The sequence below is a fragment of the Klebsiella sp. 18074 genome (assembly GCF_902705905.1).
GTDB lineage: Bacteria > Pseudomonadota > Gammaproteobacteria > Enterobacterales > Enterobacteriaceae > Klebsiella > Klebsiella terrigena.
In genome coordinates this window covers 157,391-165,357 of record NZ_CACSIS010000014.1, presented here as the reverse complement: position 1 = coordinate 165,357, position 7,967 = coordinate 157,391, and the positions used below count along the sequence as shown (strand labels likewise).

Below are 7,967 nucleotides of genomic sequence, written 5' to 3'. Positions count from 1 at the left end.
ACATCCTGAGCGCTGGTCAGGGAAGACAAGAAACTGGCAACCGGAAGGCCCGGTAACGTTGAATCCGGAACGGGAAAAACAGGCGGCTTAAATTAACCAAGGGTGCCAACTACCTTGACACTTACCGTCACTATTGGGCTGGTATCTGTTCTCAAGAACAGATTCAATTGACGTCAGCTTCTCGCTCATTGCCACCACAAAACTCCTGGCGAAAGTTTAGCAACAGACTATCCCCGGCCAGGATCGCGGTGAATCGCCAGAATAGCCCGCGCTAGTCGTGGGTCACACAGTGCTATAAAAGCCCCAGAAGGGGCTTTATATCCAACAGAAGGTATACCCAGGATCTGTACTGATTTAGAACCGATATTGCAGACCAGCTGTAATAGTATAGTTTTTATTTGAAATTCCAGCAGCGTCGCCACCAATTGAGGCCGACTCGCCGCTGTTGGTATCAATAATCTGAGTACCTCCCTTGCCTTCTTCATATTTGCTGTATGTGAATTCGGCAAAAACTTTGGCATTAGGCGTGACGTAATATCCGGCATCAATCGACGTACCGTAATAACGCGAATTAGTCGTTTTCTCACGGAAGGTCAGATCCCGCATATAGTGTTCATCGTTATCATGTGCCCGGACCCAATCACTGAATTTAAACAAGGCATTAAATTCAAAATCATTAATACGATACTGACCCGCCAGACCAATGTATGGCATAGAGAATCGCTGACTGTAACCAATACCACGCTCTCCGGTTGGGAAATTGCCGGTATAAACACCGTTATCATAGTCGTAAGAACCACCGGTAGCCGTCCAGCTGAAACGTGTTTCCTGATAACCGGCGATTACACCAGCTTTGTAGTTTTCGTCCTGGAATATCCAGCCTTTCACATTGAGATCGTATTCATTGGCATAATTAACATTCGTGCTGGGATGAGATGAGTGGTCTGTCCATCCGGACTGGTTATCATTCATCCAGTCGTAATCATCCATATGACCGGATCCCGAAGCCAGAGACGTCCAGCCGCGGGCGTTCAGCGTCAGAAAGGAGTACGCATCCCAGGAGATGTCACCTTTCAGAATAGCAACATTCTTTATTTTCCAGTCCAGCTGACTAACTTTTCGACCTGTATCCGCGTCATAAACCATCTCATGAGATTTTCCGCTTAGCATCCCTGCAGAGGTCGATACAGTAAAACTTTCTGGAGAGAAATTCGGGGTTAACTGCGTTGACTCCGCATAAGCTGTTCCTGAAAGAGTAGCCATCATCATTACTGCAACAGTACTTTTTTTCATTTTTTTTCCATAATCAAAAGGGAATCCATAAGTTGCAGATGAAGTTTAAATCTCATACAAATGTGAGGCAACTGTCAATTTTTGTAATTGTTTTTTTCAGTCGCCAGGAATTCCAACCTCCTGACGGGTTACATTCCTCTTTTTTAGAGAGGAATAGCCCGTACTTTGCAGATATCCCTGATGTATTTGCTGGCTAATATCGATCACCTGCTGCAGCAAAAAACTGTGTTTTTCACTCGATTCTCACTCAACCAGCAGGTCTATTAATTATCTATAGCGAATCATTTAACAACTAAATTATCAGGGTGCTAATAATTATATTTTAATCCTGGTGCACTGCTTTTAACTGACAAAAGATAGCCTCGAAAAATTTAAGTTTCTCTGATCGAGTTGCCAGCACCGCCCCTCGACTCAGGTCGAGTTTTTTATTACTTCTCGTTTACCTCAGGCAAATATTTATAGATGGTTTCCCCCTACCCCAATCACCTCTGCATTCTGCTACCGGGCAATTAGATGCCTGAACCTGCGCGGGAAGCTTTGCAAGCACAACACGCACCGACTACCTCGCAATCTCTGACGAAAATTACTTTTCACCGCAGGTGAGTACGGCGCTCGCGAACCACAAAAACTGCGCTTTGTTTTTATACCCAGGAAGCGGAACGAGGTGCAGAAGCCGACTACTCTCACAGCAGTATCGGTAGTAGATGAGAAGTCGCAGTAAAACGCGCTGGCATTCGTCGTCGGAATCCGTACCATACCCGACATACTTTTGCCTGCTGGCTGCTATCAGCCGGCGCTAACCCGTCTTTTATTGCTAACCAGATGGGGCATGGAAACGCGAAAATGGTGTCTGAAGTCTACAGTTCATGGACTGAAGAAATGAACGGCGATCGGGTATCGATACTCAACGCCAGGCTTGAACTGTGATTTAACTTTGCCCTACATGCCCTTTTTGTTTCAGAGAATGTTAATAATGCTTGATAATCAGCAAGTTACAAAGAAAGAAAAGTACAACATCGATAAGTTGCAGAAGCGCCTGCGCCGCAATGTCGGCGAAGCCATTGCCGATTTTAATATGATTGAAGACGGCGACCGGATTATGGTTTGCCTTTCCGGCGGGAAGGACAGCTACACCATGCTGGAAATCCTGCGCAGCTTACAAAAAAGCGCCCCCATCTCTTTCTCTCTGATCGCGGTAAACCTCGATCAGAAGCAGCCCGGCTTCCCTGAGCACATTCTGCCTGAGTACCTGCAGCAGCTCGGCGTCGAGTATAAGATTGTCGAAGAGAACACCTACGGGATCGTCAAAGAGAAGATTCCTGAGGGTAAAACCACCTGTTCGCTCTGTTCGCGCCTGCGTCGCGGGATCCTCTATCGCACGGCCACCGAGCTCGGCGCGACTAAAATCGCCCTCGGCCACCACCGCGATGACATCCTGCAGACGCTGTTCCTCAATATGTTCTACGGCGGCAAGATGAAAGGCATGCCGCCGAAGCTGATGAGCGACGACGGCAAGCATATCGTTATCCGCCCGCTGGCCTACTGCCGCGAAAAGGATATCGAGCGCTTCTCGCAGGCGAAGGGGTTCCCAATTATCCCATGCAACCTCTGCGGCTCCCAGCCTAACCTGCAGCGTCAGGTGATCGGCGACATGCTGCGCGACTGGGATAAACGGTATCCGGGGCGCATCGAGACCATGTTCAGCGCCATGCAGAACGTCGTGCCGTCGCATCTTAGCGACGTCAGCCTGTTTGACTTTAAAGGCATTACCCACGATTCTGACGTGGTTGACGGCGGCGACCTCGCGTTCGATCGCGAAGAGATCCCGCTTCAGCCTGCCGGCTGGCAGCCGGAAGAGGATGATGCCCAGTTGGACGAGCTGCGGCTGAACGTAGTGGAAGTGAAGTAAACCGCGAACAGGCGTCTCAGCGCGGTGGCTGAGACGCCCTTGTCTACTCTATTTCAGTAAACGAACCCGGCAGTTCTTGCCCTTAATCTTGCCGTTCTGCAGCAGCTTAAACGCTTTGTGGGCCACGCCCTGGCGCAGCGCCACGTAGACGTGCGCCGGATGAACGTTGATCTTGCCGATATCGGCGCCATCGAATCCCAAATCCCCGGTCAGCGCACCCAGAACGTCCCCTGCGCGCATTTTGGCCTTCTTACCGCCGTCAATGCACAGGGTCGTCATTTCGGCTTCCAGCGGTACGATCGTGCCGCCGGCCGGTGCGTTCATCCAGTTCAGCTTCAGCTGCAGCATTTGTGCAAGAATATTGGCGCGCTGGGCCTCTTCCGGCGCGCAAAGGCTGATCGCCAGCCCGCTTGCGCCGGCGCGTGCGGTGCGGCCGATGCGGTGAACGTGAACTTCCGGGTCCCAGGCCAGCTCGTAGTTAATCACCAGCTCCAGGGATTTAATATCGAGACCGCGCGCCGCCACGTCGGTTGCGACCAGCACGCGCGAGCTGCCGTTCGCAAAGCGGATCAGGGTTTGATCGCGATCGCGCTGCTCGAGATCGCCATGCAGCGACAGCGCGCTCTGCCCGGCAGCGTTGAGCGAATCGCAAACGGCCTGGCAATCCTTTTTGGTATTACAGAACACCACGCAGGAGGCCGGCTTGTGCTGGCTGAGCAGCTTTTGCAGCAGCGCGATTTTGCCTTTCTGCGAGGTCTCGAAGAACTGCTGTTCAATTGCCGGCAGCGCATCAACGGAATCGATCTCGATGGTTTGCGGGTCGTTCTGCACGCGTCCACTAATCGCCGCAATGGCCTCCGGCCAGGTCGCGGAGAACAGCAGCGTCTGCCGCTCGGCGGGCGCAAAGCGAATCGCTTCATCAATGGCGTCGCTGAACCCCATATCGAGCATCCGATCCGCTTCATCCATCACCAGCGTCTGCAGCGCGTCCAGTGAGACGGTGCCCTTCTGCAGGTGATCGAGCAGGCGTCCCGGCGTGGCGACGATAATGTGCGGCGCGTGCTGGAGTGAATCACGCTGGGCGCCAAAGGGTTGGCCCCCGCAGAGGGTGAGAATTTTAATATTCGGCAGAAAGCGCGCCAGCCGACGCAGCTCGCCAGCGACCTGATCCGCCAGCTCCCGCGTCGGGCACAGTACCAGAGACTGCGTCTTGTACAGCGTGGCATCAACCTGCTGGAGCAGGCCGAGGCCGAATGCGGCCGTTTTTCCACTGCCGGTTTTTGCCTGCACGCGCACATCTTTGCCGGCCAGAATCGCCGGCAAAGCCGCTGCCTGGACCGGGGTCATCGCAAGGTATCCCAGCTCGTTCAGGTTATCGAGCTGGGCGGCGGGCAAAACGTTTAGTGTTGAAAAAGCGGTCACAATTTTTTCTCGTGTTAAAGGGCGCGCAATTGGCAGGCGCGTATCCTCGCAGAATTGCGCCTCTGATGCGACAATTTAATCGGTTCGTCGTCCGGCGGCGGGTCGGGTAAAGGATGCGGACGAGGCCGCGGGTCCGGCACTGGCGTCGGGTCGTTGGGTTCAGGTGAAATGGGTATTGAATTTAAAGGCTGATATCGCATTTTGACTCTCCCGGTTATGAGCGGGTGTACCACCCATTAAGCGTAGAAGCTGGCCGCAGGAGAGCAAAAAAAAAGCCGACTCAATAAAGTCGGCATCGTACGAATCAATTGTGCTATGCAGTAATTCAAAAAAGGAAGTAAGACAATATGGAGCGCAACGCCCATCGCTTGACGTTGCATTCACCTGCGAGAGAGATATTGCCCCGAATGGGTAGATGGTTTATTGATTTCGCTCAAACATTGCCGGGTTTTCGCCATCAGATGCTGATAAAAGGCGATTATTTACAGCCATTTACTACGATGTAACCACCACGCAACACCGCCAATCAGAACAACTAACATCACGCAAAAGATGGAGAAGCCGAGATGCCACTCGTTGCCGGGGATCCCGCCGAGGTTAACGCCAAACAGGCCGGTCAGGAAGGTGCTGGGCAGAAAGACCATTGCCATCAGCGACATGGTATAGGTTCTACGCGACATCGCCTCCTGCATAATTTGCGCGATCTCATCGCTCATTATCGCCGTGCGGGCAATGCAGCTATCGATCTCATCCAGGCCGCGGCCGAGGCGATCGGAGATATCCTGCATGCGCCGACGCTGGTCGTCATTCATCCACGGCAGACGTTCGCTGGCCAGCCGGGAGTAGGCATCGCGCTGCGGAGCCATATAGCGGCGCATCACAATCAGCTGCTTACGCAGCAGAGCCAGGAAGCCGCGCGGAGGGACCTGCTGATCCAGCAGATTATCCTCAAGGTCGATTATCCGGTCGTGCAGCTGTTCGATGAATTCGCTGGCATGATCGGTCAGCGCATCGCAGATATCCACCAGCCAGCTGCCGCAGTCCGCCGGGCCGGTGCCTTCGCGCAGGTCACCGAGCACGTCGTCCAGCGCCAGCACTCGCCGCTGGCGGGTAGAGACGATGAGGCGCTCGTCCATATATAAGCGCATCGCCACCAGCTGATCCGGCCGTTCGTCGGTGCTGCCGTTAATGCAGCGCAGCGTAATCAGCGTCCCGTCGCCGACCCGCGTCACCCGCGGCCGGGTGCTTTCGCCCGCCAGCGCATCCCGCACGCTGTTCGGCAGCAGCGGCGTTTCCGCCAGCCACTGTGCGCTGTCGGCGTGGGTGTAGTTGAGATGCAGCCAGCAGGGATGCTCTTTATCGATAGTGTCGCTATTCGTCAGCGGTTTTACACCGCCCTTGCCGTCAAACTGCCATGCAAAAACGGCATCCGGTACATTCAGTTCCGCACCTTTAATCGCCTCCACCAGACCTCCGTCAACTCAGGCTTAATTTTCGTAGTCTAGCCTGACGCCTCCGTTAAGCAAGGGCTAAAACAAGCAGGGTGCTGAATTCGCTGATAAAAGCCGCTGCCCGAGAATGCTGGCGCCGATAAGGCCGCCGTCGCTCGCGTGGCGACCCGCAACGATCAGCGGCCGAGCGGTTTTCAGCAAAATCTTACGCCGCAGGGCCTCGTCAAGGCGGCTAATCAGTGCCGCCTCGCTCGCCATGCCCCCGCCGGCCACTATTCGGTGCGGCCCGAGAATATTGACCGCGTGGGCCAGCGGCTCGCTCACCACCTCCAGCCACGCGGCGAGGGTCAGGGCCTGCGGTTCGCGGCCCGCCAAACCCTGGGCAACAATCTCCCGGCTGCTCAGCGCCTGGCCGCTCAGGATATGATGCAGCCGCTCAATGCCTCTCGCCCCGCCTAAGGTGTCGAGGCACCCAGTCTGCCCGCAGCCGCAGGGCAGGCGCGGCAGGCTTAGGCTGTGCTCGCCCACCTTCAGCGCGGTCTGCACAATTGGCGCGTGGCCCCACTCGGCGCTGATCCCCTGATTACCGTAAAGAATATTGCCATGAATCGCGATGCCGCCGCCGATGCCGCTGCCGAGAATAATCCCCAGCACCACCGGGAACCCCTGCGCCGCGCCGCCGCTCGCTTCCGCGAGGGTAAAGCAATCGGCGTCATTGGCCATCACCGCCGGACGCCGCAGCTCCGCGCTAAGGGTCCGGGTCACGCTGACGCCCTGAAAAGGCGGCACGTTGCTGGAGAGAATGCGATCGGTGGCGACATCCACCACCCCGGCGCAGGAGAGCGCCAGCGGGCTTTCTACCGATAGCCTGTCGCCGTAGTCGGCAATAATGTCGCCAACGGCCGCCGAAAAATCACCCCAGCTGCCGGTGGGAACGGGACGCTGGCGGATATCGCCGATAGCGCCCGCGGTTTCGGCGATCGCGCTTTTGATAAACGAACCGCCAATATCGAGGCAGAGCACCCGGGCGTTCATAGGCGAGTGTCCAGCAGGTCGCGCAGGCCGTCGCCGAGAATATTAAATCCGAGAACCGAAAGGACGATAGCCAGCCCTGGCCAAAGCGAGATCCCAAGGCTGATCCCAAGGAAGTTGCGCCCGTCGCTCATCATCGTGCCCCACTCCGGCATTGGCGGCTGCACCCCCATGCCCAAAAACGACAGCGAGGCGGCGGCCAGAATCACCGAACCGCCGGTCAGGGTGGCCTGCACGGTAATCGGCCCCAGCGTGTTGCGCAGAATATAGTGAATAATCTGCCGCCGGTAGCCGATCCCCAGCGCGCGCGCCGCTTCCATATACTCCATATTTTTAATGCCCAGCGTCAGGTTGCGGCTCAGACGGGCGTATACCGGCACCGAGAAAATGGCGATCGCCAGCAGCATGTTTATCAGCCCCGCCCCCAGCACGCTCACCAGCAAAATAGCCAGGACGATCCCGGGAAAGGCGAAAATCACATCCATAATCCACATAATGATGTGGTCGACGCTTTTGCCGCACAGCGCCGCCATAATGCCCAGCGGCAGCCCCATCGCCAGCGACAGCGCCACGCTGACCACCACCTCGATAAGGGAGATCCGCGCGCCGTATATGATGCGGGAAAAAATATCGCGCCCGTAGTCGTCGGTGCCCAGCCAGTGTTCCGCCGAAGGCGCGGAGAGAATATTGAGGAGATCCTGGTCATAGGGATCGTAGTGGCTCAGCCACGGCGCAAAGAGCGCGCCGAGAACAATTAAGGCCACGATAAAACCGCCAATGGCGATCGACGGATGGCCTATTCCCCAACGCAGGCCGTTCATCAGGCCATTACGCGATTTGGCGAGTGAGATTTCAGACAT

General features: G+C 55.7%; 7 protein-coding genes and 1 pseudogene. 2 read left to right on the top strand and 6 right to left on the bottom strand.

From position 1 onward, the window contains the following. Positions 1–354 precede the first annotated feature (354 nt). Complete coding sequence (locus GVK32_RS15805) at positions 355–1,293, bottom strand: omptin family outer membrane protease (RefSeq protein ID WP_159869564.1); 939 nt, start codon at positions 1,291–1,293, stop codon at positions 355–357. Positions 1,294–1,812: 519 nt separating this feature from the next. Here GVK32_RS15805 and GVK32_RS15800 point away from each other — a divergent pair. Together GVK32_RS15800 and ttcA are read left to right on the top strand one after the other, a co-directional pair. Continuing rightward, positions 1,813–2,220, top strand: a pseudogene (locus GVK32_RS15800) (tyrosine-type recombinase/integrase); the annotation flags it as partial. Positions 2,221–2,266: 46 nt separating this feature from the next. Next, positions 2,267–3,202 carry a tRNA 2-thiocytidine(32) synthetase TtcA gene (ttcA, locus tag GVK32_RS15795; RefSeq protein ID WP_159869561.1) on the top strand — a complete coding sequence of 312 codons (936 nt, stop codon included), beginning with the start codon at positions 2,267–2,269 and terminating at the stop codon, positions 3,200–3,202. Between the two features lie 48 nt (positions 3,203–3,250). Here the strand turns inward: ttcA and dbpA are convergent, their stop codons facing one another. From dbpA to GVK32_RS15775, 5 genes are all read right to left on the bottom strand, one after another. Then, positions 3,251–4,624: an ATP-dependent RNA helicase DbpA gene (gene dbpA / locus GVK32_RS15790; RefSeq protein ID WP_132510699.1), complete on the bottom strand. Its 1,374-nt coding sequence runs from the start codon at positions 4,622–4,624 to the stop codon at positions 3,251–3,253. A 14-nt stretch (positions 4,625–4,638) separates the two neighbouring features. Next, positions 4,639–4,824, bottom strand: coding sequence for a hypothetical protein (locus GVK32_RS29545; protein WP_071844916.1), 186 nt, complete (start codon positions 4,822–4,824; stop codon positions 4,639–4,641). Between the two features lie 282 nt (positions 4,825–5,106). Beyond that, positions 5,107–6,090 carry a zinc transporter ZntB gene (gene zntB, locus GVK32_RS15785; protein WP_159869558.1) on the bottom strand — a complete coding sequence of 328 codons (984 nt, stop codon included), beginning with the start codon at positions 6,088–6,090 and terminating at the stop codon, positions 5,107–5,109. A gap of 63 nt (positions 6,091–6,153) precedes the next feature. Next, positions 6,154–7,110 carry an ROK family protein gene (locus GVK32_RS15780; RefSeq protein WP_159869555.1) on the bottom strand — a complete coding sequence of 319 codons (957 nt, stop codon included), beginning with the start codon at positions 7,108–7,110 and terminating at the stop codon, positions 6,154–6,156. Then, positions 7,107–7,967 (bottom strand): ABC transporter permease, encoded by an 861-nt coding sequence (locus GVK32_RS15775; protein ID WP_159869552.1) that lies wholly within the window; start codon positions 7,965–7,967, stop codon positions 7,107–7,109. Before GVK32_RS15775 ends, GVK32_RS15780 begins: the two co-directional genes overlap by 4 nt.

Excerpts from the sequence above, each read along its gene's own strand:
- GVK32_RS15805 (WP_159869564.1), bottom strand. The coding sequence starts at position 1,293 with ATGAAAAAAAGTACTGTTGCAGTAATGATGATGGCTACTCTTTCAGGA.
- GVK32_RS15780 (WP_159869555.1), bottom strand. The coding sequence starts at position 7,110 with ATGAACGCCCGGGTGCTCTGCCTCGATATTGGCGGTTCGTTTATCAAA.
- GVK32_RS29545 (WP_071844916.1), bottom strand. The coding sequence starts at position 4,824 with ATGCGATATCAGCCTTTAAATTCAATACCCATTTCACCTGAACCCAAC.
- GVK32_RS15775 (WP_159869552.1), bottom strand. The coding sequence starts at position 7,967 with ATGTCTGAAATCTCACTCGCCAAATCGCGTAATGGCCTGATGAACGGC.
- ttcA (WP_159869561.1), top strand. The coding sequence starts at position 2,267 with ATGCTTGATAATCAGCAAGTTACAAAGAAAGAAAAGTACAACATCGAT.